Origin of the sequence: Proteus sp. TJ1640 (assembly GCF_003144445.1) — a bacterium.
Taxonomy (GTDB): domain Bacteria; phylum Pseudomonadota; class Gammaproteobacteria; order Enterobacterales; family Enterobacteriaceae; genus Proteus; species Proteus penneri.
Window position 1 is genome coordinate 35,321 of record NZ_PENY01000016.1, and the last position, 23,512, is coordinate 58,832.

Genomic DNA, 23,512 nt, shown 5'->3' on the forward strand with positions numbered 1-23,512 from the left:
ATAATACCTTAATGAAAATTAGTTTTTGAGAGAGGGGTAAGTATGGCGATTGATTATGGGAAAATATCAGTACAAGTAACTAAATTGTATAGTAAAGATGATGATATTTATGAACTATGGGAGAAAGAGCATGGTAAACAAAGTGACAAGAGGATTAAAAGCTGTCCTCGAAGTGTTTTTATAGCACTATGTGAATTAGGATATATAAAACATATTCCCAAGAATAAATATTCAAAGAGAAATGTGAGTGAATCAAAAAAGCATGCTAATAATCTAATTTATTTAATGAAAGCTAATCCAAAAGTATCTTTATCAGAATTAAGAAAACAAAAGAGTGGAGAGCAATCACGAGCTTCTGTCGTATATTCGTTATTTAGAGAGGGTTTATTAATCATCTAACCCATCCTTGGGCTATTATCATTATTATTTATTTTCCACAAGGAAATGCAGACATTAATGATTTAACAACTAAAGACATGCCTGACGAAGAATCAGGTACTTTGTTATTCAAAATGTATCTGATAACTCCTTTATTTAGCGTTATTAGGGTAGCATCAATAGGAGGGCAGTAATAAATTCCTTCTCCAGAATCATATATACCAGCAACATATCCTTGGAATATAGATGCTTCCATAAGCTCTTTGCTGGATAACTCTCCTTTTGTGTAAGCTTTATTGGAAGCAATGGCGAATCTTTTTATTTCTCCGGCGGTATATGCTGAGGAGAATACGGATGGAGAAATAGTTAATAAAATTAAAAAGATGATTTTCTTCATTATTCAAATATTCTATGCTTTCTTAGGTTAGTGGTTGGTTTGGTTATCTGTTTGTTTCATTGAAATTTTAAATCTAAAGTGCTTGTATGTTTGGTATTATATCTACTTTAGTAATTGTACAAGCATTTATTGAAGTTTATTTAGTATTTACTGAATTAGTGGTTATTCACTTAATGCATTGCGATACTTACAATCTATATCTATTTTTTACACCAAACAAGCTATATGCAAAGTTGAAGAAAAGGGCAAAAACTAACTTATCCAACTGAACATAGCTACTATGATGACATTTTTAGTCAAAATATGTAATTAATAATAGGGGGATAAATCAGAAATAAGGACACAAGGAACAATGGATATTTTGTCTTTAAAAGAATTGCTTCGTCCAGAAGTTGGAAATTTAAATGGTCATTGCACTCACCAGGAGCTTCCTGAATTTTTCCGTCAATTGGGATTGCCGATATCAGAGGATAGTGGAAGTAAGCGTGAACGATTATATTCAGCTTTTGACTTACTTGATGACGCAGAATTACCTAGGTTTGCAGAAAAATTGTTAGCACAACAAATTCTAAATGAAAGAGTTCGTAACCAAATCCAAGATTTGTTGTGGGAGGATGAATTAAGCATCGAGATCTCGAAAAGACATCGTCGAGAATTGGCGACTGTTTTACAGCCATTAAAACTTTTTAGCCACTGGGAAAATTTTAAGCAACTAATTAACGATATCTTTATTATTCCTGTTGATTTAAGTTCAATGTTCTTAATACCTGAAACAGGTATTTGGGCAGAAATTGAACGACGTTTTGTTAAATGTCCTGAACATGCTGATATAGAATGGCTATTTGATGAATTGGGTGTAGTTGAATTATCCCATCCACGTTTTCGCCGATGGTTATTCAGATAATGCATTATATAGAGCAAAAAGGCTTTTATTCCATTCAGATCGCCATAATCTGAAACCATTACTTTGATCTTGCTGTTGTTCAGAATTGACTTGAACAGATACTCGCCTTGGTCAAACACATTTTACGGATGAATTTTTGATCGTTTTTCCGTTCTGGGAGATAGTCCATTCAGAGCCAGCAAAGCTAATTTTGGTATCTTTAAGGGCAAATTCAAACGGAAATAGTTATCACCGAATTTCATCAAAACTATATCTGCATGAACATCATTACTGTCAGTAAGTATCAAGATCATTGGTAGAATGTGTCTGAAATTTTTTGTTCACTTAATATCCGATAGTTATGTTACATCGTCAATATTAATTATTGTTAATTATAATTTATTGATTTAAAAGTGGTTTAATCATTGCGTTGGTTTTTATAATCTAATTTCAATTAGGTATTTTATCTTTTATTTTAGTATCTCTTGTAAACTACTTTGCTTTTATTTGACTTAACTAGACTTTTGAATTTGATGGCTTTGTGCTTTTGGTGGCTATGGAGTAATCTAATGTGTAGTAAAACTATGCTAAGGGCTCAATAGATTACTATGTATATCAATAAATTAGCTATTAGAAACTATAAAAACTTTCGAAGCTCAAATTTCTACTTTGTTAAAGACTCAGTGAATACAATTATCGGTGAAAATGCTTCGGGAAAAACAAATTTATTTAATGCTATGAGATTGATTCTAGATGATTCTCTCCCAATGAATTCTAGGATTCTATCTAATGAGGACTTCTACTGTGGATTATCCGAACCTTTTGGTCATTGGATCATAATTACGCTATATTTTGATGATTTAAGTGAGTCGGAGGAAGAACAGGTCCTTGCCAACTATACAGTAAATGATGGTAATGATAAGTCTATAAAGGAAGGTATTTACACTTTTATATATCGACCAAAATTCCATATTCGTCAAAAATTGTATGAGTTAACATTAGAAGATGAAAATGTGGAAGCAAGATCCGATTCTTTTACTGAATTTGTATCTAATCATATTATTTCTAAAGAAACATATGAAGCAGTGGCTTTTGTTAGAACAAAGGTTGATTTGAATAATGACGAAATTTATAAACAAGTAGTTGGGGATTTTGATAGTTACTCCTTTTCAAATCCTAATGATGATGATGCTACTGTATTAGGGGTTAAGAAGCCTCCTTATTTTGCCTTAGGCAGCGAAGTCGCTTGCACTTATGTAAAAGCACTTAGGAATGTAGTTGCAGATCTTAAATATTATAAAACGAATCCATTGTATAAATTACTTACTTTAAAAAGTAAACAAATTGATGATAGAAAAGATATTGTAGAAAATGTTAAAGAGATCAATGGTAAAATCTCTGCCATACCTGAAATTGAGAGATTGAGTAATAAAATATCTGCTTCATTACTTAATACAGTAGGTTCGACTTATTCCCCTAAAATATTAGTATCCTCACAACTTCCAGAGGATTTCACAGAATTAATTCAATCACTTGGTTTAGTAGTTGAAGATTCTCTGGATTACAATGGCTCAGGAAAGATTGATGATCTGAGTCTTGGTGGAGCAAACTTAATTTATCTTGCTTTAAAGTTATATGAATACGAAGAAATAAGGGATAGTGAAGAGCATATTACTCACTTTTTGTTAATTGAAGAGCCTGAAGCACATATTCATAATCATATCCAAAAAACCCTTTTCGATAACTTCAATTTTAAAAATACGCAAGTGTTTGTTTCTACACATTCAACACAAATTAGTTCTGTATCAAAAATATCATCAATGAATATACTATCACGCCAAAAAGGATTCACTGATGTATATCATCCATCGTTTGGTTTGACGCCGAAAGAAATTTCTTCCGTAGAACGATATCTTGATGCAATTCGTAGTGACCTTTTGTTTGCTAAAAGTGTCATTCTAGTAGAAGGCGATGCAGAACTTATTTTAATACCAGCAATGGTAAAAGAAACTTTAGGAATTAGTTTAGATGAGTTGGGCATAAGTATTATCAAAGTAGATGGCACTGTTTTTAAACATATTTCTAATCTTTTCCATGAAACACGGTTGAAAAGAAAATGTGCTATTCTCACGGATCTTGATTCGGCCTATGTAAAAGTAGCTGATAATATTTTTGATGCGGATTTTGTCGAATCTCTGGTAGATGCCGAAGATGATGGATTACGAAGAAAAGAAGAGTTAGATAAATATATTAAAGGTAATGAGTTTATTACTGTTCATTACGCAGAAAATACTTTCGAAACTGAGCTTGTTCGCTACGATGAAAACAATAACTTGTTTATAGAAGTTATGAAAACAGAGTATAAAAAAGAAGCGTATTTTAAAAAGGCTGAATCAGATGTAAATTCATCTGATCTCAGAGTTCGATATAAAAGAGTATTAAAGTTTGCAAAGAAAATAGGGAAGGGATGGTTGGCTACTGAAATGGTAGAGCATCTTAGTGTTGATAATCGTGTTCCTGATTATATTTTACAGGCCATTCAATTTGTTCTTCAGGATAGAAATGTCGAGCCTATATATCAAAAAATGCTTGACTACAATATGTCTTTAATGGGGGTTAAAGAATTTGATTGTATAAATGCCGAAAAGGATTTTTCTAGTAAAATGATAGAATATAAGAAACACTTCAATGACAGTTTTGTAAGATTGTTGGAGTTATAGTTTATGCCATATAGAAATTTAACTTCTGAGCAAATGGATGCCGTTAAATTCAACGGGAATTTATTATTAACGGCATGTCCAGGGTCGGGTAAAACAAAAACATTGGTTTCTAAACTTTGTTTTATTTTAGAAAATAAAGAACTATTTTGTATAGGTAAAAAAAAGATAATTGCTCTTACATATACAAATATAGCAGCTGATACGATTCTTGAACGGATTATGTCATTCGGTATAAGTAGTGAATCGTTATGGATTGGAACAATACACAGTTTTTGTTTGAATTGGATTATAAAACCTAATGTAGATAAGATACCAAGGCTTTGCCGAGGATTTAGTGTAATTGATGAGCATGAAAAGGAATTTCTCATAAATGAATTAAAAGAAAAACATGGCCTATCTGCAAATGATAAAGTTTTTACTAATTTAGATTTTAACCTTGGTCAGCTTTATTCCCGTGGGACCAAAGAATATTTGGTTGTAAAAGAATATCATAATCACTTGTATGAGCAAAAGTTAATCGATTTTGATTTGATATTAAATCTGACTTGTCGAGTGTTGACAAAATATAATACACTTTGTGAAAGATTGTCTTTACTTTTAAGGTGTATTTTAATCGATGAGTATCAAGATACATCTCTTATACAATATGAAATACTCAGACAAATTGTATTAAAGAAAAATACAATGATTACTTTTATTGGAGATAAAGAGCAAGCTATATACACTGGTTTGGGGGCTGTCGTAAAGAATAGAGATGAATTAATTGATTGTTTCAAACTTGATAATCTAACCGAGATGAAATTAACGGGGTGTTTCCGTAGTAGCCAATCTATTATTGATTTTTATAGTAAATACAAAGACGAAGATTATGAGATTAATTCACTTTCAGATAATAAGGATTTCAACTCAGTAATTTTTAAAGAAAGCGAGGTAGATGTTACTCAACTGCCTATTTATGTATCAGGTATTATTAGAACTCATTTAGCTCAGGGAGTACTTCCAAATGAAATTGCTATTCTGTGTCCTGGTTGGTTTGATGTGATAAAACTTTCAAATGATATTGTTACTCTTAATCCTGATATAGAAATTGATGGAGTCATGATCTCTCCTATACCTAAAAACAATGAAAATCTCTGGCTTGCTTTAGTTAAACTCTTTTTAATTAAGAGGGTTCCATCTAATTTTAATACAAGACAGAAGCTATTGCGAGATTTCCTTCAAGAATTAAATGTTACTGCACCCTATACTGAATCTTTGTCTCCTAAAAAAATATTGAAGATGATAAACAAAATATCATTATCAGTGGATTATGATTGTGAAATTGATGTTTGGTTGAGAGAGGTTATAACGAACTTTTGCCATTCTATTAATTTGAGTATAAGTAATGATAGTTACTATTATCAAGAAATGGATCTTTTGATTAATGCCACATTGAAAAGAATGTTGAAGTATAAAATGGCTTATAAAGCAAATGAATTACATTTATTTTTCAATTTTAGAAACGGTGTTAAAATCACGACTTGTCATTCGACAAAAGGTGATGAGTATGAAGTGGTCATTTGCACTGGGTTACTAAATGGAAAAATACCTAATTGGAATGATATTATAAATTGTAGCTCAGAGCATCAAAATTATGTTGCCCGTAGACTTTTATATGTTGTTTCTTCGCGTGCAAAGAAACATTTATACATGATATCAGAGAGAGGTTACAAAACAAAAAGAGGATATCCATATCAGACAACACCACAGCTTTGATCCCGCATTTCTTGTATTATTTGTCAGTTCATACAGAAAATCGCTTTTGTTCGTTACAGTCTATGTATCTTGGTTCAGAAGAAAGTGATATAAAAACAGAAGGTTATGTCTTGGGAGGGAATAAGGGCTAGGAGAATTAACCCCTTATAGAGTTGTTACTCCGCAATAGCCTTAAATTTTTGAGTAATGACGTAATGTCCACTCCCCATTAATTGAGACACGTTAAATTAGAGTTTTCTAACTGTTTTCTGTATGCCTCCGGCGGGAGATGATTTAAACTTTCATGAGTGCGGTTCTGATTATAATCTTGCTGCCAAAACCACACCATTTCTCGCACCTGACTTAATGATTCAAATAAATAGGCATTTAAAAATTCACGGCGAAATGAGCCGTTAGATCGTTCAATAAAGCCATTTTGCTGTGGCTTGCCGTGTTGAATATGGCAAAGCTCAACGTGGTGAGTTTCACAGTAATTCAATAAATTAATCGAGATTAGCTCAGGCCCATTATCCACGCGTATCTGTTTTGGCAACCCCCTTTCTGTTCTTAACCGTTCGAGTACCCTAATGACGCGCTCGGCGGGCAATGACGTATCAACCTCAATTGCCAAACATTCACGCGTTCCTTCATCAATAATGTTGAGTGTTCTGAAACGCTTACCACAATATAAACTGTCATGCATGAAATCTAATGCCCATTGAATATTCGGGACATTTTCAATTTTTAATGGTCTTTTTTCACGCTTCGGAAGTACTTTTTTAACCCGTTGCTTCAAGTTCAGCCCTAGTCGACAGTAAACGAGATAAACTCGTTTATGATTAAACGAATAGCCTTGAAATCGCAGCTTCTCACGCCAATCTTGAGTCTTCCGATAAAACGTGGATGGAGGCAATGACGTGAGCAGACAAGCCTTAATGACTGATAACCCTTGCCTTATTTAAAGCTTGAGCACAGGACTTTTTCTCAGCTATCACCAACCCTTTTTTACGAAAAGCTTCTTCATGGTATGATTTTCAAGGCTGACTTCTTTTTCAGTTTAACATTTTCATCTCCGAGCTCTTTTAATCGTTTAACATCACTGGCTTCTATACCACCATACTTTCTTTGATTTCCAATAATAAGTGGCATTACTGATCCCATTTTGGCGACAAATATCTTCCACTTTCATACCAGAATCAGCGAGTTTTAAAATATTAACGATTTGAGCTTCAGTAAAACGAACTTTTTTCATGATGACTTCTGCAAATTAAAGAGCCGAAAATCTAATTATAGCTGTCTTATTTTAGGGGAAGTGGACATATTGACTGGAAAGGTTTTGGTGTTAACACAAATACACGAAATGGAAATTGTATAGTTTAGAGTGCAAAAACAATATTCATTACATTAATTAGGTTATTAATTAAACTTAAGGTATATTAATGTAACTATAATTAATCATGAGATATCGAGATGAATGGTTTGTATTCTTTGTATGAAACTCTTTATTTTAAATCACTTGAAGAAAGAGATAGGGTTATTTCACGTATTCAAGTGAATGTAACATTATTCACTGCCTTTTCTGTTGCAATATTTTATATGTTTAAATCAATGGATTATAATGAGACCGAAATCCCCATAATTATCTGTATTGTGGCTTTAATATGCACATTCCTTTCTATACTTGCATCTGCTTACTATACATACAAAGTTTTAAAAAATAAAAATGATTATTTAAAGATCTCAGAATGTTCAAGTCTTACTCAATATAGGGAAGGAATGAGTCAATATATAGCAAAACTAGAATTAAAAAATTTAAATAGTGAGGAAAAAATAGTACTACCTGATTTATCCTTAGAAGTGAAAAAAAATTTATGCAAACAAATGTCTGAGTGTATAGATAAAAACAATGCTATTAATGAAAAAAAAATGTTATTGATAAATAACTCATTCACATTTTTAGGTGCTGCATTTGCTTTTTTACTTATATCATCAATGATTTATGTTGTATGGGATTTGGATGGTTCTACTCCTCGAAAAAAATTACAAGTAGAAGATAGCAGTCTGAGTTTTTCTTTAAATAATATTGAGTATTTCTTATATAGAAATCAATCTGTATTAAGTGATTTTATATATACAGCAGGAAAAAATAAAGGAGTACAAAAGATAGAGAAAAAACAATAAATAATAAGGTTAAATATCTTTCTCAATTGAGAAAATGGGAAAATAGTAATTAATATTAATCATATGGAGCAATATATGAGCCGTAGTACAGATAGCAATCCATCAAACGAAGAAAACAATACGCAACCAGAGGAAAGGCCAACAGATAATACAGCTTTTTTTAGACCAAAAGAACCAGAGCCAAGAGTTGTAACTGAGAGCTATAATCCAAAGAGAAATCATGATATGTATAAAGAGAAGAATGATTAAACTTTGACTAGTCCTGATATAGGTTGACAACTTTTCAGGTATAAACGCTCGATGAATCTCATCGAGCGCTTTATAATTATCGGCTTTAGCCAGTTTAAGTCGCGTCAGCCTCTTAAATATACAACCACCCGCTATGCGGGTGGGTATTAAAGGTTATACCAAGAAAAACACCTTTCCGTTACGATATAGATGTTCAAGCTAATATTCGTAACTTAAATAAGGAAAGGTGCTTTTTTTCACCATATATTGGCGAATAAAGGCAGTGATATTTTTTATCCATCCAAGATACAAACTGCTCAACAGTTAAATCAAAAATCTTTTTATCAACTTCAAGCCAGTAATGATGATTATCATCTTTACGAGAACTACCTTTAACAATAGTGACTTTAGCATTTGGGTGTAAGTCTAGGATAAGTTGTCCTAATATAATTGAAGTACCTTGGCAACAATTTAGAGGATAAGTACAGAAAAATGGTAAATCCATCCGCTCATGATATTGTTGAAAAATAGCGTGTAATAACTTAGCAACCTCAATATATTTTTTATTCATTGTACTCAGCCTTTACAAATTAACTTTGTACTTAAGGTAGCAAAGTTAAGTTACAAGCATGATTAATATAAATTGTTTAATTAACCCTACAAAACTAAAAATAAGAAAGTAATGAATGAAATATACCCTACAAATTAATAAAGTAAGTGATAATTTAGGTGTTACTGCTACGCCACATGGGTTGGACTGAAGCGGCTGACTTAATCATTAAAGGTATGGAAGGGGCGATTGCCGCTAAGACCGTAACTTATGATTTCGAACGTCAGTTAGAAGGCGCTAAACTGCTGAAATGTAGCGAGTTTGGTGACGCGATTATCAAACATATGTAATTGTTGATTTGATAAATAGTTAACGGGAGCTTATTAGTTCCCGTTTATTTTTTGTACTATAAAATTCTTCCCCAAAATATCCCCAAAACTCTTCCCCAAAACTGTTCAATTAAACAGCAATAATTTGCCATTCTGTGCCTCTATCATCGTGGTATTTAGCAGTCATATTTTGTGTTTTATGACCCAATAATTTTTGTGTATTAATTCCTTGCTCACGATAAAGTCGCTCGGATAAAGAGCGTTGTTCATGGAAAGTCGGTGCAGTGCCTTTTTCCCAAGTTAACCCGCATTTATCTCGCGCGTTTTTAAACGTTGTGGTTAACGTATTTGGCGTGACTTGTTCACCACGTTTCGCTTGTGCGGTGGTATGTCGATAATGCACGAGATATTTACTTACAACAGCATCACGACATTGAGCAACAACATCCCTTAAGGAGAGATTGATAGCCTCACATTTTAGCGAGAGAGGGATGGCTAACTTACTGCCTGTCTTCTCTTATCAATTTCTAAATCTCGTTTTTCGGTTGCTAACATCATTAAGTCGGCTAAATGAACGGCGGCCGATATAACGGGTGGCAAGTTATATTTTTGACGAATAACAGCATCAATTCTTTTTTCTATTTCCTTATATTCAGGTAATAGCTTTTTAAGTGATGATGGCAGATCTTTTACATAAGCTTCACTGGCATCATGAAGTAAGGCTTCTAAAGCATATTCAGGAGTAACTAAATAGCTGACATATACCGAGTGTTGAGCAACAGAATAGAAATTATCAATCTGCCCATTAAAGCGACATTCATTAGCTAAACCTGTCGCAATGTCTTGAATATCTATATCCTCGATCCGTACATCGAGGTAATAGAAGTGCTTATTTGTTGCTGTTGCAATATAAGACATTATTCTCTCCACATAATTTAAGTAATAAAGATCCCTCTCGAATTAATCGAGATTAAATTTCCCTGATGTTGGTTAATGGTAAATAAAGACTTATTTTTTATGTTTCAATTATTGAACTTGATTATTGCTTACCTCAAGTTGTAGCGGTTTCTGCTGTTTCCCAACAGACAGAAACTATTTATCTTCACATGAAAATTTTTATTAAGGTGTTTTTACACACATAATTGAATTAGATATTAATCATAATGTAACTCATCCTACACCGCACACTTAAAATGTAGGATAACCAACATTGATGTGTCAAGTGTTTTTGTGGGAAATCTTACATCGGTATGTGATGGTAATAAAAAATCCTCCGAAGAGGATCCTTTTAGCAATGAGATAGGAAATTATGGTAAATGAGCTATTTTGGCATCCACAACAACACCCACAATTTTACAATTTCCATTGATTGGTATTAAGCGGTATTGAGGGTTTAATGGTTTTAAGTAATGGTTGCCTGCATCCACAATGTACTGCTTAAATGTAACTTCATTTTCAGATTCTAATTTAGCGACAACTAGCTTGCCACTAACAACCTCTACTGCGGGATCTACTAATATAATCATCCCTTCAGGAATACTTAGTCCAGAAGGAGAGGTCATAGAATCTCCTTTTACTTCTAGCCAAAATGATTCTTCGGAACAATGCACAGTTGTCTCATACCATGTATCGATTGATTTTCTATGATATGGCTCTACGGCCTCAGACCAATTCCCAGCGCTTACCCAGCTAATTAAAGGGTATTCACCACTAGATCTATTAAATTTTAAAAACGAAACATTAGAAATAGGATCTTCTTTTCCATCAACAAGCCAAATAGGGCTTGTTTCAAGAGCACTCGCTAATGCTTGAAGATTAGCGCCATTGGGTTGATAGTCACCTTTTTCCCAACCAGTAACAGTTACACGATTAACTCCAGCTTTTTTAGCTAGAGCCTGTTGTGTCATTTTCAGCTCAAGGCGTCTTTGTTTAATTCGTTCGCTCATTTCTTTCATGTAGGAAAGCCTACCACATTCTAAATGTAAGAATCTTGACATTTAAATGTAAGACATCCTACATTGTATGCGTGTGAATTATTCACTTACCAAAGGATTACAAATGAAGAAAAAAGATGTAATCACGTTTTTTGGTGGTACGTGTAAAACAGCAAAAGCCCTCGGTATTAAACATCCTTCGGTGTGTGGTTGGGGATATATCATTCCTAAAGTAAGGGCGTATGAAATAGAAAAAATCACCAAGGGAAAACTTAAATATAACCCTGAACTTTATAGAAAAAATACCAAAACAGCATAAGGCAATTAACTACCAATAAAAGATAGAGCAGGTAGATATGAGCAAATATTCAATTAAAGAAGTTATTAAAGAAATGTGCAAAGCACTGCCGGGTGGACGTTCTGCTATGGCAGGGGCTCTAGGTATGTCACTCGAGACGTTTAATAACAAGTTATACGAAAAAAATGGCTGTCGTTTCTTTGATATTGATGAACAGGAAGCCATGGAAGACATTTCGGGCACTAAGTTGCTGGTGGAATATCACCTAGATCGTCATGGCATGAGTGCACTACCAAAAATAGAAGCAGAAAAGATAGATCAAGTAGAGCTATTTGATATGCGAATGACATTGGCTGCTATGCAAGGATCACTCGCTGTTTTAATTCAAGAAAGCCTTGTTGATGGTGTTTTAACGGATGAAGAAATAGGGCGTATTTATCGAAAAGCAGGGAAAGTTTTTGCATATGCAATTGGGTTCTTGGATTCACTGAAAGTGTTATACGGTGAAAAACAGGAAGCGGCTAAGAGAGGGTGAAGCCAAAGGTATACGGCCTCTGGCTTCGGTTGCCAATTTCAATGATGTGAAGAGAAATAAGCATGAGTAGATTAGCGTATTTAATACCTAAAAAGCAATTTCGCTGTTTACCCTTAACTAAAGAGGGAACATTTCGCTATGTAGAAAGCATACCGAGTGACAATCGATCACACAACTACCGAAAAAATATCGATTTGGTAGATAAGAGGACACTGAAAAAGTCATGGGCTGATTTCTATTTCTTGAGTGGAGGAAAATGCAATGCGAAATGAAGATCCCAATCGTCTTGATCGCTATTACAGAAACCCTCGAGGGCTCCTTGTTCATGTCATTCGTTATGATCGAGAAAAACAGCGCGTTATTTTTATGATTGATGGTTGTGAATACGAACAATGCGAGCCAGTTCAACGATTTAAAGAGAGATATACCCGAGTTAAGTGAGGCCTCTTATGAGTGTTAAATTATCTAGTTATGTTTGGGATGGTTGCGCCCATGCAGGTTTAAAACTCACATCAGTCGCTATCATGGCAAGATTAGCTGATTTTTCTAATGATGAAGGTATTTGTTGGCCTTCTGTTGTGACGATTGCTCGCCAAATTGGTGCGGGTGAAAGCACGGTGCGCACAGCAATAAAACAGTTGGAAAAAGAAGGATGGTTAACCAGCGAAAAGCGTAGAAAAGGCAATCGCAACGCAAGCAATATCTATCAACTGAATGTAGAGAAACTATACCAATCAGCAAAGAAAGGGCTTTTTCAACCAACAAAATCTGACGTGTCAAAACCTGACGCATCAGGATCTGACCCATCAAAATTTGTTGCATCAAATTCTGTTCCCTCAAAATCGAGCAAAAATAGGGATTTTGACCCGCCAGCTCCTGAGGGCGATCCATCAGTAACTTCAAAATATGATCCATCAATAAATTATTCTTCGTCGCAGAATTCTGACGCATTCAGCGACCAGCTGAAAATGGATTTTTTAGCACGTTATCCAGAGGCGGTTATTTATAGCGCCAACTTTCAAAAATGGGGCTCTGCTGACGATTTGAAGTGCGCTAAATGGCTATTCAGTCGTAAATGCGAAGTGTTTCAAGAGATGGGATTAAAAACGCCTAAAGAGCCAAATTTCACTGATTGGGCTAATGATATTCGCTTAATGACAACGATTGATGGGCATACTCACAAAGAAATTTGCCAGTTCTATAAACGAATTACGCAAGATGATTTTTGGAAAAAGAATGTTCAGTGTCCTCGTACACTCAGGGCTCAATGGGATGATTTAACCTTACGTTTGGCGGGTAAGAAAAAAATCACCATCGACTCTGTAGAGCGTGATGAAACATTTCGGCTCATCTGGGGTACGGGTTGGAAACCTAAAAATAAAATCCAAGAATTAGCCGCTATTCAGGCAAAGAAAAATGGTCTAGGCCGAATGAATGAGGTTGCAGGTTTAGCTGCGTGGCGAGGTATTTGGCAACAAGTCGCAGAACAAGTTGCTCAGGAAGTTTTGCTATAAACGAGAGTGGAGAAAAATAACATGAATGGACTAATTGTTATTGATGGTGTTCAAATTCGTCGAGATACCGCAGGGCGTTATTGTTTAAATGATCTTCATCGAGTCTCAGGTAGCGAAAAACGGCATCAACCATCGAATTGGAGTGCTTTGACTCAAACTAAAGAGTTGGTTGATGAAATTTCAACCGCTCCTGAGATCACAGGAGCGGTTCCCATTGTGACCATTGTTGGTGGGCTTAACCAAGGAACGTATGTTTGCAAAGAATTAGTATATGCCTATGCAATGTGGATAAGTCCTTCATTTCATTTAAAAGTGATCCGTACTTTTGATGCATTGATAACACAGCAACACGGCGAAAAGTTAGCCGATAAAGTTCAAGCTGGGGTTATATTGCTTGAATCGATGGCAAAGAGCCTGAATTTCTCAAACTCTTCAAAATTAGGGGCGTATCAAAAATTACAAGCCATGGCAGGCTTACCCGAATTAGCCCCTGTGTATGCGATTGATGCGCCAAGCGGATCAATGGATGGTTCAAGTCGTCCAACAGTAGCTTTATCAACACTGATTAGAAAACATCAATTACCTATTTCAGCCCAACAAGCTTATAAGCGGTTGGCCGATCTCGGCATTGTTGAACGTTTATCTCGTCCAAGTACGAAAACCGCAAACAAAGTGAAAGAGTTCTGGTCAGTGATTGCGCGGGGCTGCCAGTTTGGGAAGAACATGACCAGCCCTAATAATCCTCGTGAAACCCAACCCCATTTCTTTGAAAGTAAAACGGATGAATTGATCCGTATGGTGATGCTGAATAAACAGGTGAGTGCATGAAATTATTATTAACACCCTATATTCAGCTCGATCTTGGTGTTGTTTTATTGAAGCCTGAAGCGGAGTTGCTTGAGCAACTAAAACAACATTCTCGTGTGATTATTAGTGATGTACCAAAGAGTTTAGATAAATGGCCTTCTGGGGCATTAACAGGAAACGAACAACCATTATTGAATAACAAGGACATTATTGGCTTTTTGAATAATGAAAAAGTGATCCAAGCTATGGGCGGGCTGGCATCGATGAATATGTGGATAGGCAGAAATATCCATTGCTGCCAGATCAACGATGAGCATGATAGTTATCATCATCATGAATTAACAACCACATGGCATAAAGACGGTGTGATACGGACTTGTTGGTATCATGATAATCATATTCGCAATTCATTGGCGGGGTGGGTTGCTGAATTAGCGTATAAAAATCGTATTGCTTGGATGATAGACACTATTCGCAGTCGTTTGAGATTAGATGATAGCCATTCGCTGACGATACCTGATTTTTTTGCTTTTGCCGTGATGCATAAACTGGTTGATAAAATACCTGATGCCATATTGCGCCGTATTCTAAATTGGTCTGATAAACCTAAAGAGCGCAGGGTGCATGGCGGTTTTCCTGAAGCTGATATTGTTCCAAATGAAGTGACAGCGCTATCAGCAATGAATGCGCGTTTAGATGCTATAAAACCCGTTATTAATGTGACTGTCGATCCTGAACCTCCAGCCTCATTTCTTCTTAAACCTAAAATGCGCCGTTGGGAGAATACCCAATGGCTTCAATGGGTAAAAACACAGCCATGTTGTGTTTGCGGACAACAAGCTGATGATCCACATCATATCATCGGCCATGGTATGGGAGGCATGGGAACGAAAGCCCATGACTTATTCACTATTCCATTATGTCGGCAACATCATGATGAGTTACATCGTGATCCCAAATTGTGGGAAGCCACTTACAGCAATCAAATCGAATTGTTATTTTCTTTTTTAAACCGTTCATTAGGAATGGGAGCATTGGTTTAACGTGTATACGGCACGGGGAGTCTAAGTATGAGAGATATGCAGGAAGTTTTATCACGTTGGGGAGCGTGGTCAGCTAATGAGGGAAATAGTATCGATTACTCATCAATCGCAGCAGGCTTTAAAGGATTAATTCCAAGTTCAAGACGAAGCCGAGAGCAATGTTCAGATGATGATGGCTTAAAAATCAATAAAGCGGTATTACATTTAAAGGTAAATAATAGTTACTTGTTTCAGTTGGTTATTATGTACTATGTGAAGAATTATCCTTTACGCTCAATGGCTTCAAAACTCGGTATTTCTCATAATGAAGTGGCTAAGCGATTGCAGACAGCGGAAGGATTTATTGAAGGGTGTTTATCGGTTGATAACGTAAAATTAGATATGGATAAAATAATTAAAAAACACCACATTTATAGTCTTGCGTAATTACAAAACACAATATATTGTATTAATAATAATTTCAATGTTACATGACTTATCTATTAAAAACCTCGTGAGTATAACGGGGTTGTATTTTTTATAGGTCTACTTAAGCTGATTTACTGCTAAAAAATAAAGTTTGCTATCTGCATTTTTCTATGGCTTAATAGCGTCACTGGTTTGGAAGTACAGACCTATTTATGTTAGTAAGTTTAAAGTTGTTCCCGTTTAGCGTTATCCTCGATACCTCTTCATTGTGAATTCCTTCTAATTAATTCCCATAAGTAAAAATACAAAACAAACCGCATATGCCTTATGGCAAATTAAATAAATTAAAGGAAATTCTATGTCTAATACAATGACTGGTACAGTAAAATGGTTCGATGAAGGTAAAGGTTTTGGTTTTATTACTCCAGCTGATGGCAGCAAAGATGTATTCGTACATTTCTCTGCAATCCAAAGTGATAGCTTCAAAACATTAGCTGAAGGCCAACAAGTTTCATTNCTGAATATATAAAACCTCGCTTCGGCGGGGTTTTTGCTATCTGCAATCCCATATTAATTAAAGATAAAAAATTTAGGTTTTAGGGCTTGAAAAATGTTTATTAGTTCATATTTATATTTTGGGTAAATAAGATACCGCCCATAATTCACGAAATACTGAAGGAGGAGTTATATGCCTAACATTAAACCTTTTTCATTATTCCCAACATTATCTGACAACTTAGTTTCAAACCGTTTTGATCAGATAGATCGCTTGTTTAGTCAGTTAACAGGCAGTAAGCCCATTGCATCACCAATTCAGACTTATAACCTGAAACAGATTGATGATAACCATTATGAACTGACAGTGAGTGTGCCTGGATATCAAGAAGATGACTTATCGGTTTCATTGAAAGGAAGCCGTTTATTGATTGAAGGGAAAAAAGAAGAAAAATCAGAAGAAGACAATGATAAATGGATCCACCGAGGCATATCTCAAGGGCAATTTACGTTGCAATTTGACCTCGGTAAAAATGTTAAAATAGACAAAGCCGATTTATCAAGTGGAGTTCTGACCATTGCTATTGAGTATGAATTACCTGAAGAAGAAAAACGGCAAACAATAGCGATAGAGAATAAAGATAAAAGTTAATTGAGTTAGATAACGTGAATAAGATTAAGGCTACGCATGGTGTGTAGCCTTAATTGTTTTTGTAAGGTCATTAAACTGGATTAACTTAGAGTAAGGTTCGTAAATAGAAAACGATTGGAGATTACAGTCTGGCTTGAGCGATCTGAGTGGCCATTACTAGCAGAATTCAGTATGAATAACGGGGAGCAGATTACACTGTATAGGTGTATAGTATCTCAAAGTTTTAGGTTTAGTCGCTGTTTTGACTTAATACTGGTTTTTGATGGGGGGATTTAATGAATAAAAACGAAATTGAAAATATATCTAATAGGCCTGAGGTACTTTACAATATTCCGTTCTATAAAGATTTGCCCAACCTTCCTGTAAAGATTGACTTGGAGGGTATGGCTGGTGATTTTTTGAGTTATGATATAGCAGATTTATTTGGTTTACAGCCGATTGAGAAAGATCATTTAGATACATATGGTAAGATAATTACTATCAATCCATCAAAGGAGTCCCTAGAGCTTTATAAAAAAAGAGATGATTCCTTCCAAATGGTATTTTTAGTAATTAATGCTTATAGCTTTAAAGAAATCGATGGGATAATACATTGTAAACCTTACAATATATCACTTTTTCCTGCAAGCAAAAGAGGTGAGTTGACTTCACTTAAGTCGGATTTGATTGAGAAATTGGATCTTGAGATAGATGCTAAAGTGCCGAAATTTTACTATGGATTTAACCCATTCAAGGGAGCGTTTGGATTATATTTTTATGATCATGTCGACTACTCTGGAATTGAATCAGATATGATTGGTTTCGTAAATAGCATGTATCTACTGTCAGATAAATATAATTACCATAATGTTATACCTCCATTCATCAAATCTATTGACAAAAATGCGCAAATAAAAGCTGATTACAAAAAATATAGAAAAGACAGATACTTTAAGAAATTTAACAAAATAAAACCAAGGAAAATATGGGGTTGTGATTCACCTATCGAACTTTTTTTACTTCAGTCAATGGATACCTTAGGCTTAACACCTGAAATTCAGACGATAATTACTAAAGATGGACTCACGATTCCTAGCTTGCATAAATTGTGGCAAAACTCTCGCTCACGTAAACGTTTGAATGCCATAACAGATGCAGATTTCTATTTTCCTGAAAAAAAATTGGCAGTTTTTTGTGATTCTAAAGAACATCATTCGTCCAAGGAATCTATTGATAAAGACAATAATATTGATAAGTCTTTAGCAGAAATTGGTATTTTTAGCATAAGGATCTTTGGTAAGGATATTGTGGCAGATCCCATTGCATGTGCAATGAGAATCAAGGACCGTTTGAACGAGTTGTAAGTTAAAAATAATTTCTTTGGGTTTGATTTTAATAATGCAGATGGGCCTGAATACTCAGGTCTTCAATCAGGGATGCGACTGTCGCCGCTCATGCTGAATGTGAGATATTTTAACGGCAACTATGAGTGAGATGCCGACATTTTTCTGCTGACGGAGGCTGATAAATGAATGGCATTTTCATTCATTTCATAGCTTTTATAATGTTTCGTTATAATCCAAGTCTGCAATAAACTTTCTCTTTCTGCTAGTATCAAAGGACAGCATTACTACTAGGATATGAGAATGTCTAATTTAACCATCGATGCATTAGCATCTCCAGTTTCCCGTGAAACAGTTGAGCAGACTGCCAATTCTTTGGGAGTTGGTAGCTTTTCGCTCACTCCGTTACCTTATAATGAATTATCAAAAAAATTAGGATATACAACAAGTTTGCTAATGCAGTGCCTTTCAAAAAACCCCAGGGTTAGCATTCCTGCATTAAAAGGAACAGTAGAATTAATTTCTACACTGACTGAATATCCATCGTTCAAAATTAACTCGTTAACAATATCTAATGATGTCTATCCAGTTTTCACATTGGAGACCTGGACTGCTCACGGTATATTTTCAAACGATTTGGAATCTTTTACAAACATCTCTCATTGCTTTCGAATTAACCCAGAATTAAAAGTACCAAAGATATCTCTAGGCTTGAATGCAAGCGGATCGTATACATTAGACTTATCCTTGGAGTTGGTGATTATTAAAGAATTGATTGAATACTCTGTAGCAAAAGTAATCGTTGAATTTGATGGCCCAATGCATCTTAATTCAGATAAAGTTCGTTATGATAAACTAAGAGATTCTTATGTTCAAAGTCAAGGATCTACGGTTTTTCGTATTCAGAGCGTCAATACACATGATCTAACCAAAATCCAGCAAACTGAGAAATCACATGAACAATTGATGGCACATATTGGAAATATAAAAGAACATTTCCGCACGAGACTATTCGAATTTTTAAGAACGTTTTATAATAGGTGATTAGGTGAGTCCTCCTCAATTAGAAGTTATCTCTTATAGCAATTCAGTATCAGCCCGAATTAATGGCAATACCCCAGAGATTAACTAGTACACGAGCAGCGCCCGCACCTAGCACTGAGTGGAATATCTAAATTATAAGAATGAAAGAGCTACCCAACACAAAATAAAAAAATGCCGATACGCTAGGAGTCATATCGGCATATAAAATAAACGCAAGAAGCAATGTAAGTCATGTCGTACTAATTCGTATCAAACCTGTCAATTTGATACATGTGTAATGATAATTATTCTCATTAATATATTCAACCCTAAATTAAATAAGGTTACCTTGTAGCCTTTCCGTCTACGCCGACCACAGAATCAACACCCACTTATACCGTTCACACAAGAGCTGTGAGTCGGCACCTTATTAACTAAATAAATCGGTAAATGTTATGTCAAAAGAGATAAACGAATTACAGTTTAGTCTTCACTATGCATCAGAAACAGACAGTGAAAAGAATACCTCCATCATTTTAACGGCAAATATCCATACGGCTGATGGCGAAACTCAACAACTGACACAATTAATTTGTACGACATCTCCCACAGGTAAAAAACAATATCGAATCGGCACACAAAAGATTAATGATGCAGGCGACCCATTGCTGGTGGCGATTGAATCCTATTGGCGAAAAAATACGCAAGAGAGTTGTATTTATTTGTTAGAGAAAGCAAAACAATTTATTCAAGGGCACTTACAACAAACGAATACATGGATATCCATGTACGGCCTTGTGATTGTTTCTAATGCGTCACTGGAAGAGCAGTTACCTGAAGGTTTATTAAAGGCCCTTAAAGTATTAATACCCGCCTAATTTTTTATCGTTTCACTTTTAACTCTCTCACACTAATCATCAACGGACACTCCTCTGGGGGTGACTATGCGTATGGATAAATTAACCAATGTTACTTACGGAACCGCAGGCCTAACGGCCTTTTTTGCCAGTCTCTCTTTATATGAATGGGGATTTGTTATTGGGATGGCGTTCAGCATGGTTCTGGGTTTAGCCACTTATTTTATGACTCGTCGAGAGCAACGAAAACGCACTCAATTATTTGAAGAGCTTGTTCGTCATGTTGACCCACAAAACCCGACCGAAACGTTAAAAAGACTTGCTGAATTAATGGTAAAAGCGGCAAAGGATATTTAATGTCTCTCAAGCAGAAAATAGCTGCGCTAACAACAGCGGGAGCAACAGCCATCGCGTTAGTTGTCATTGCCCATTTTGAGGGTGTGCGTTATGAACCTTATCGTGATGTGGCAGGTGTTTTGACGGTTTGCTATGGGCATACAGGGAAAGATATTATTCAAGGTAAGAGATACACACAACAAGAATGTGATGCGTTATTACAAAACGATTTTATTAAGACACAACAGCAAGTCGATGCATTAATCAAAGTACCACTCGATGACTACACCAAAGCCGCTTTATATTCCTTTGCTTTTAATGTAGGAACGACAGCATTTGCTCACTCAACATTACTCAAGAAACTAAATACAGGTGATAGAGCGGGTGCCTGTGAAGAAATAAAACGTTGGGTTTATGCAGGAGGAAAGGTTTGGCGAGGGCTTGTCAGTCGTCGAGAGGCGGAGTCAGCACTATGTCATGGAAACCTTTAATTATCGTTATTAGCTTTATCCTCGTATTACTCATTACGGTTGCTGGTGGCATTTATCTCTTGATTGATAACTCATGTACTAAAGACCAAGTGAGTTTAGAAAAACGCTGTCAGATTGCACTCTCATATCATCGGTACTAATCATGAAATACGGGAAACTCTATGTCATCATCGCGATGGTAGGCATCATTGTGGGTGGCTATATTGGCAAAAGTATACAAAACATCATCACTCAAAGAGATACGTTAATAGCAGAGAATAAGCAATTAACAAAAGAAAATAAGAGTTACTCAAAACTGTTAAGCGATCAGGTATTCCAATTCAATAGGTTTAATCAAATAGCGACCACAGCCTACCTCTATGGTGTTCAAGTAGATGCAAAATCACAGGAGAAAGTCATTGAATATAAAACGATCTTTAAAAAAGAGCCAACCTGTGATTTGCTTGTTCCTCAGCATATTACTGACGGGTTGCTCAAGTACACTTACGAGTTACGGTCAATGTATAGCGATACCCAAAACACTAACTCAACCAGTGTTAGTACCTCTACCACCAGCACCTTAACATATTGTCAAGCAGTATTATGGATAGACTCTTTATTAACTGCACTCGATAAGGCAAATGGGCGATTAAAAAAAATAAGGATCATTGAAGAAAGGGAAAGAAACTAAGTTTTGGATATGGAGGATTTATGTGTTCATTAATAATTTTAACTTAATAGTGAATATACTATTTTCTAATTTCTAACTTAGTGATTATTGTGTTTTATCTAAAGGATATACATCAATATTCGCTTTCATCTATTGATTGGTTACACAAGTTAGGTATCATTTCACATTTTATTCAAGTAGATGAGACAGTAATGGCTTCCAACGATATTTTAGTAATTGATTTATTTGCTGGTCCTGGAGGTTTAGGTGAAGGGTTTTCATCTTTTGTCAACAAGGACGGTATACAGCCATTTAAAATAGGTATATCAGTCGAAAAGGAAAGTAGTGCGCATAAGACGCTGACAACTAGAGCTTTTTATCGTTTGGTAAGAAATGACCGTAGAGCTAGGATACATTATTATAGTTATATCAAAGGTGAGATAAGCAGAGATCAACTTTTTAATATGTATCCTAGAGAGGCTTTACTTGCTCACGAAGAGACTTTGTTTGAGCCAAGAACATTAGGATTAGATAATGATCTTATCCATAAAAAGGTTAGAGAGCTTACTCAAAACCATAACGGTTATAAAGTAGTTATTGGAGGACCTCCATGCCAAGCATACTCATTAGCTGGCCGTTCTAGAAATGCTGGTAATCAAAACTATGTACCGGAAGAAGATGCGCGCCATTTTTTATATAAAGAATACTTAGAGATACTTTCAATTGTTAATCCAGAAGTTTTTATTATGGAAAATGTAAGGGGGATTTTATCTGCGAAAATTAACAATCATTTAATTTTTCCTGAAATTTTAAAGGATTTAAAGCAACCCGGTGCAGTAACTAAAAACCATAGTACTTTAGGATATCGTATTTATTCTTTAACAGAAAAATCTAGTGATATTAATAATCCTCAGTATGATAGTTTATCTAGTTTTTTGATTAAATCAGAGGAGTATGGTATTCCTCAAGCTAGACATAGAGTGATCTTAATGGGGGTTAGAGAAGATATTAAATATACTCCTAGTATTTTAATAAAGAAAGATAAAGAAATAACAATAAAAGAAGCCATTGATGATCTGCCAAGATTACGTAGTGGCCTATCAAAAATTGAAGATAGTAATTTTTCTTGGAATTGCGTTATTGATAAGAATGCAAATATTTTATATAAAATATTTAATGCGAAATATCCAAATTTTAACTTAAATGAGTTGGATTTATCTTCTTATCCTAATTTGAATAGAAAAGAAACAACAGAAAATAATATCAAAGATAATTTACCAAAAGATCTAGCAGGATGGCTTTTAGACCCGGACTTGGATTATGTAGCTAATCATGAAACAAGAGGGCATATAGAAAGCGATCTATTACGTTATGCCTTTTGTGCTAGTTATGCCAGAATAGCTGGCTACTCACCTAAATCCCATGATTTTCCTGATGTGTTGGCTCCAGCGCATGCAAACTGGAAGTCAGGAAATTATACTGACCGTTTTCGTGTTCAAATTGAAAGTAGACCTTCAACTACTATAACAAGTCATATTTCTAAAGATGGACATTATTTTATTCACTATGATCCTAAACAATGTCGGAGCTTAACGGTTAGAGAAGCGGCTAGGTTACAAACGTTTCCTGATAATTATTTTTTTGAAGGTAATAGGACTCAACAATATGTTCAGGTAGGTAATGCAGTTCCTCCATATCTTGCACAACAAATAGCTTCTATTGTGATGAAGTTACTAGAATAATAACTT

General features: G+C 35.1%; 25 protein-coding genes and 5 pseudogenes. 24 read left to right on the forward strand and 6 right to left on the reverse strand.

Going from position 1 to position 23,512, the window contains the following annotated elements; translation table 11 throughout:
* Positions 1 to 42: 42 nt before the first annotated feature.
* Entirely contained in the window at positions 43 to 399 is a 357-nt protein-coding gene (locus DK861_RS05900; protein ID WP_109399547.1) for a hypothetical protein, read from the forward strand.
* Positions 400 to 427: 28 nt separating this feature from the next.
* Here DK861_RS05900 and DK861_RS05905 read toward each other — a convergent pair whose 3' ends face one another.
* The gene (locus DK861_RS05905) at positions 428 to 775 is read right to left on the reverse strand and encodes a Rap1a/Tai family immunity protein (RefSeq protein ID WP_109399548.1); all 348 of its coding nucleotides are present in this window, start codon (positions 773 to 775) and stop codon (positions 428 to 430) included.
* 352 nt (positions 776 to 1,127) lie between these two features.
* Here DK861_RS05905 and DK861_RS05910 point away from each other — a divergent pair, with 352 nt between their 5' ends.
* From DK861_RS05910 to DK861_RS05920, 3 genes are all read left to right on the forward strand, one after another.
* Positions 1,128 to 1,679 carry a hypothetical protein gene (locus DK861_RS05910; RefSeq protein ID WP_109399549.1) on the forward strand — a complete coding sequence of 184 codons (552 nt, stop codon included), beginning with the start codon at positions 1,128 to 1,130 and terminating at the stop codon, positions 1,677 to 1,679.
* Between the two features lie 587 nt (positions 1,680 to 2,266).
* Positions 2,267 to 4,378, forward strand: coding sequence for an AAA family ATPase (locus tag DK861_RS05915; protein WP_109399550.1), 2,112 nt, complete (start codon positions 2,267 to 2,269; stop codon positions 4,376 to 4,378).
* A 3-nt stretch (positions 4,379 to 4,381) separates the two neighbouring features.
* On the forward strand, positions 4,382 to 6,133 hold the full coding sequence (locus DK861_RS05920; RefSeq protein WP_232240049.1) for an ATP-dependent helicase: 1,752 nt from the start codon (positions 4,382 to 4,384) through the stop codon (positions 6,131 to 6,133).
* A gap of 208 nt (positions 6,134 to 6,341) precedes the next feature.
* Here the strand turns inward: DK861_RS05920 and DK861_RS05925 are convergent.
* Positions 6,342 to 7,364, reverse strand: a pseudogene (locus DK861_RS05925) (IS3 family transposase).
* 218 nt (positions 7,365 to 7,582) lie between these two features.
* Between DK861_RS05925 and DK861_RS05930 the strand changes: the two are divergent.
* Together DK861_RS05930 and DK861_RS18165 are read left to right on the forward strand one after the other, a co-directional pair.
* A complete protein-coding gene (locus DK861_RS05930) occupies positions 7,583 to 8,293 on the forward strand; it encodes a hypothetical protein (RefSeq protein ID WP_109399551.1) in 711 nt (236 codons plus the stop codon).
* A gap of 75 nt (positions 8,294 to 8,368) precedes the next feature.
* Positions 8,369 to 8,542, forward strand: coding sequence for a hypothetical protein (locus tag DK861_RS18165; RefSeq protein WP_157955974.1), 174 nt, complete (start codon positions 8,369 to 8,371; stop codon positions 8,540 to 8,542).
* A gap of 193 nt (positions 8,543 to 8,735) precedes the next feature.
* Here DK861_RS18165 and DK861_RS05935 read toward each other — a convergent pair whose 3' ends face one another.
* Positions 8,736 to 9,092, reverse strand: a complete 357-nt coding sequence (locus DK861_RS05935; protein WP_109399552.1) for a hypothetical protein — start codon at positions 9,090 to 9,092, stop codon at positions 8,736 to 8,738.
* Positions 9,093 to 9,253: 161 nt separating this feature from the next.
* Here DK861_RS05935 and DK861_RS05940 point away from each other — a divergent pair.
* Positions 9,254 to 9,421: pseudogene (locus tag DK861_RS05940) on the forward strand (isocitrate/isopropylmalate family dehydrogenase); the annotation flags it as partial.
* A gap of 109 nt (positions 9,422 to 9,530) precedes the next feature.
* On the opposite strand, the pseudogene DK861_RS05945 reads toward DK861_RS05940, so the two are convergent.
* The 3 genes and pseudogenes from DK861_RS05945 to DK861_RS05955 all read right to left on the reverse strand — a co-directional run.
* Positions 9,531 to 9,917: pseudogene (locus DK861_RS05945) on the reverse strand (tyrosine-type recombinase/integrase); the annotation flags it as partial.
* Between the two features lie 2 nt (positions 9,918 to 9,919).
* Positions 9,920 to 10,318 (reverse strand): annotated as a pseudogene (locus DK861_RS05950) (HD family hydrolase); the annotation flags it as partial.
* Positions 10,319 to 10,707: 389 nt separating this feature from the next.
* Positions 10,708 to 11,355 carry a LexA family transcriptional regulator gene (locus DK861_RS05955; RefSeq protein WP_049217153.1) on the reverse strand — a complete coding sequence of 216 codons (648 nt, stop codon included), beginning with the start codon at positions 11,353 to 11,355 and terminating at the stop codon, positions 10,708 to 10,710.
* Between the two features lie 103 nt (positions 11,356 to 11,458).
* Between DK861_RS05955 and DK861_RS05960 the strand changes: the two genes are divergently transcribed.
* From DK861_RS05960 to DK861_RS06045, 17 genes and pseudogenes are all read left to right on the forward strand, one after another.
* Positions 11,459 to 11,653, forward strand: coding sequence for a Cro/CI family transcriptional regulator (locus DK861_RS05960; protein WP_049217157.1), 195 nt, complete (start codon positions 11,459 to 11,461; stop codon positions 11,651 to 11,653).
* Between the two features lie 37 nt (positions 11,654 to 11,690).
* On the forward strand, positions 11,691 to 12,167 hold the full coding sequence (locus tag DK861_RS05965) for a YmfL family putative regulatory protein (protein WP_109399554.1): 477 nt from the start codon (positions 11,691 to 11,693) through the stop codon (positions 12,165 to 12,167).
* A gap of 261 nt (positions 12,168 to 12,428) precedes the next feature.
* Positions 12,429 to 12,608 carry a DUF4222 domain-containing protein gene (locus DK861_RS05975; RefSeq protein ID WP_017628377.1) on the forward strand — a complete coding sequence of 60 codons (180 nt, stop codon included), beginning with the start codon at positions 12,429 to 12,431 and terminating at the stop codon, positions 12,606 to 12,608.
* 8 nt (positions 12,609 to 12,616) lie between these two features.
* Complete coding sequence (locus tag DK861_RS18410; protein ID WP_239452138.1) at positions 12,617 to 13,681, forward strand: helix-turn-helix domain-containing protein; 1,065 nt, start codon at positions 12,617 to 12,619, stop codon at positions 13,679 to 13,681.
* 21 nt (positions 13,682 to 13,702) lie between these two features.
* On the forward strand, positions 13,703 to 14,509 hold the full coding sequence (locus DK861_RS05990) for a KilA-N domain-containing protein (RefSeq protein WP_109399555.1): 807 nt from the start codon (positions 13,703 to 13,705) through the stop codon (positions 14,507 to 14,509).
* The gene (locus tag DK861_RS05995; protein ID WP_109399556.1) at positions 14,506 to 15,531 is read left to right on the forward strand and encodes a DUF968 domain-containing protein; all 1,026 of its coding nucleotides are present in this window, start codon (positions 14,506 to 14,508) and stop codon (positions 15,529 to 15,531) included. The genes DK861_RS05990 and DK861_RS05995 overlap by 4 nt, the downstream gene beginning before the upstream one ends.
* Before the next feature lie 27 nt (positions 15,532 to 15,558).
* The gene (locus tag DK861_RS06000; protein WP_109399557.1) at positions 15,559 to 15,957 is read left to right on the forward strand and encodes an antiterminator Q family protein; all 399 of its coding nucleotides are present in this window, start codon (positions 15,559 to 15,561) and stop codon (positions 15,955 to 15,957) included.
* Between the two features lie 340 nt (positions 15,958 to 16,297).
* A pseudogene (locus tag DK861_RS06005) lies at positions 16,298 to 16,450 on the forward strand (cold-shock protein); the annotation flags it as partial.
* 177 nt (positions 16,451 to 16,627) lie between these two features.
* The gene (locus DK861_RS06010; RefSeq protein WP_109399559.1) at positions 16,628 to 17,086 is read left to right on the forward strand and encodes an Hsp20 family protein; all 459 of its coding nucleotides are present in this window, start codon (positions 16,628 to 16,630) and stop codon (positions 17,084 to 17,086) included.
* A 275-nt stretch (positions 17,087 to 17,361) separates the two neighbouring features.
* The gene (locus DK861_RS06015) at positions 17,362 to 18,429 is read left to right on the forward strand and encodes a hypothetical protein (protein ID WP_109399560.1); all 1,068 of its coding nucleotides are present in this window, start codon (positions 17,362 to 17,364) and stop codon (positions 18,427 to 18,429) included.
* Positions 18,430 to 18,711: 282 nt separating this feature from the next.
* Positions 18,712 to 19,452 (forward strand): DUF559 domain-containing protein, encoded by a 741-nt coding sequence (locus DK861_RS06020; protein ID WP_162556764.1) that lies wholly within the window; start codon positions 18,712 to 18,714, stop codon positions 19,450 to 19,452.
* Positions 19,453 to 19,886: 434 nt separating this feature from the next.
* On the forward strand, positions 19,887 to 20,309 hold the full coding sequence (locus DK861_RS06025) for a hypothetical protein (RefSeq protein ID WP_109399562.1): 423 nt from the start codon (positions 19,887 to 19,889) through the stop codon (positions 20,307 to 20,309).
* Between the two features lie 66 nt (positions 20,310 to 20,375).
* Complete coding sequence (locus DK861_RS06030; RefSeq protein WP_109399563.1) at positions 20,376 to 20,645, forward strand: hypothetical protein; 270 nt, start codon at positions 20,376 to 20,378, stop codon at positions 20,643 to 20,645.
* Positions 20,645 to 21,115, forward strand: a complete 471-nt coding sequence (locus DK861_RS06035; protein ID WP_109399564.1) for a lysozyme — start codon at positions 20,645 to 20,647, stop codon at positions 21,113 to 21,115. The genes DK861_RS06030 and DK861_RS06035 overlap by 1 nt, the downstream gene beginning before the upstream one ends.
* On the forward strand, positions 21,097 to 21,255 hold the full coding sequence (locus tag DK861_RS18270) for a hypothetical protein (RefSeq protein ID WP_204101254.1): 159 nt from the start codon (positions 21,097 to 21,099) through the stop codon (positions 21,253 to 21,255). Before DK861_RS06035 ends, DK861_RS18270 begins: the two co-directional genes overlap by 19 nt.
* Before the next feature lie 2 nt (positions 21,256 to 21,257).
* On the forward strand, positions 21,258 to 21,785 hold the full coding sequence (locus DK861_RS06040; protein WP_109399565.1) for a hypothetical protein: 528 nt from the start codon (positions 21,258 to 21,260) through the stop codon (positions 21,783 to 21,785).
* Positions 21,786 to 21,976: 191 nt separating this feature from the next.
* The gene (locus DK861_RS06045; protein ID WP_109399566.1) at positions 21,977 to 23,506 is read left to right on the forward strand and encodes a DNA cytosine methyltransferase; all 1,530 of its coding nucleotides are present in this window, start codon (positions 21,977 to 21,979) and stop codon (positions 23,504 to 23,506) included.
* The last annotated feature ends 6 nt before the right edge of the window (positions 23,507 to 23,512 follow it).